Here is a 1,940-nt window from a genome sequence, read left to right as displayed (position 1 = left end):
CTGCGGTGACATCCGTACCGATAAGCTGATGCGCTTGGGCGACTTTGGCTAGATATTGACGTTCTTCTGGTTGAATTTTCCCGTCGAGCCAAGCGACACCAATGAGGATTTTCATCAACGATCGTGCCTGAGATCGATCATCCATAGGATCTACCATAGTAAGTAATTATCTTTGTTCTAATTCTATGCCGATTGCTGCTGACATGGCTGCTCGATTTCCCGCCGATACTTTTGCCAATCTCGATGCTCCATGGGAGCCGCTTTGCGAACGCGTCGATAAAATGTGGCAAAATTTGCGTCAGGGGCAGATTGTTCCACGAGAAATGGTCGTTTCAAGCGATGAATTTTTAAAAACCATCGATGTCGATGTCGCGATCGCGGGTGGTACGCTGGGAATTATTCTGGCGGCGGCTCTGCAATTACAGGGATTTAAAGTTGCTGTTATCGAGCGGGGGGAGCTTAAAGGGCGAGTGCAGGAGTGGAATATCTCGCGGGCGGAATTAGGGGTGTTGGTGGAGCTAGAATTACTATCTGAGGCAGAATTAGCAATCGCGATCGCGACTGAATACAACCCCGCGCGGATTGCTTTTCCCAATACGCCCGATATTTGGGTGCGGGATGTTTTAAATATTGGCGTAGATCCGGTATATTTACTCGCTACGCTTAAAGTAAAGTTTTTAGCCAATGGCGGTAAGTTATTAGAGTTTACCTCATGCGATCGCCTGACGATTCACCCGAATGGAGTCGCGATCGATATTGGTACGGGGCAATTAACTAGTAAATTATTTATCGATGCGATGGGACATTTTTCCCCGCTAGCAGCTCAGGCGAGAGCAGGTAAAAAACCGGAGGGAATTTGTCTGGTAGTTGGCAGTTGTGCGACAGGGTTCGCGCAAAATGAGACGGGCGATATTTTTGCATCGATTACGCCGATTCAAAATCAATGCCAGTATTTTTGGGAAGCTTTTCCTGCACGAGATGGACGGACAACTTATTTATTTACCTATCTAGATGCCCATCCCGATCGATTTAGCGTCGAATTTTTATTTAATGAATATCTGCGCTTATTACCGACATATCAACAGGTAGAATTAGATAGCCTAAATTTCCAACGATGTTTATTTGGCTGTTTTCCAGCCTATCGCGATAGTCCACTCAAAACCGACTGGGCGAGAGTATTATTAATCGGCGATAGTAGCGGCAGTCAATCTCCCGTTAGTTTTGGCGGCTTTGGGGCAATGATGCGACATTTATCTCGGCTAACTGATGGCATTGCAATGGCACTTCAAGCTGATGCGCTCAGTAATAAAGACCTCCAATTACTACAGCCTTACCAACCAAATATCGCAGTTACCTGGATGTTTCAACGAGCGATGAGTGTCGGCATCGACCAAAAATTACATCCCGATCGCATTAACAATTTACTAGCCGCCGTCTTTCGATCGATGGAGTATTTAGGCGATGATGTTCTCCGTCCATTTCTCCAAGATGTCGTCCAATTTCCTGCCCTTTCCCGCACTCTATTTCAAACATCAATCTCTAATCCACAATCCGTAATTCCTGTCGTCCCCCATGTGGGTGTCGTCACCCTAGTCGATTGGCTGTTGAACTATATCAACCTCGGCGCGTATAGTGGACTCTATCCACTCGGTAAATTACTCGCACCATTACTCACCCAACTCTCACCCGCCCAACAATATTATTATCAACAACTCATTCGATCGTATCGCTACGGTTCGGGACAAGATTTAGATAATTGAAAGTTGAAAGCGATCCAATGTTTACTCGATAAGTATTTATGGTTCTACCGAACTTGCTATGCTAAACCATCTATAATAGCCTGATTTTAGCGATCGACAAAATTGAAGTTATAATTACTGTAACAAAGATATAGAAAGAGCTAAGGGCATATATTAAAATAATAAATAACTGAAATTGCT

At 44.6% G+C, this 1,940-nt stretch carries 1 protein-coding gene; it reads left to right on the top strand.

The genetic code is table 11. The annotated features are described in order from the left end of the window. Nucleotides 1-185 precede the first annotated feature (185 nt). On the top strand, nucleotides 186-1,760 hold the full coding sequence (locus RMO79_RS23190) for an FAD-binding oxidoreductase (RefSeq protein ID WP_310485630.1): 1,575 nt from the start codon (nucleotides 186-188) through the stop codon (nucleotides 1,758-1,760). Nucleotides 1,761-1,940: the final 180 nt, after the last annotated feature.

The organism is Chamaesiphon sp. VAR_48_metabat_403, assembly GCF_031422475.1.
In the GTDB taxonomy this organism is placed as follows: Bacteria; Cyanobacteriota; Cyanobacteriia; order Cyanobacteriales; family Chamaesiphonaceae; genus Chamaesiphon.
Note: the sequence above shows the minus strand (reverse complement) of the source record. Positions and strands in the feature narration are given on the sequence as shown.

Bases quoted from the DNA above. Each gene is read 5' to 3' on its own strand.
- RMO79_RS23190 (WP_310485630.1), top strand. From the start codon at position 186: ATGCCGATTGCTGCTGACATGGCTGCTCGATTTCCCGCCGATACTTTT.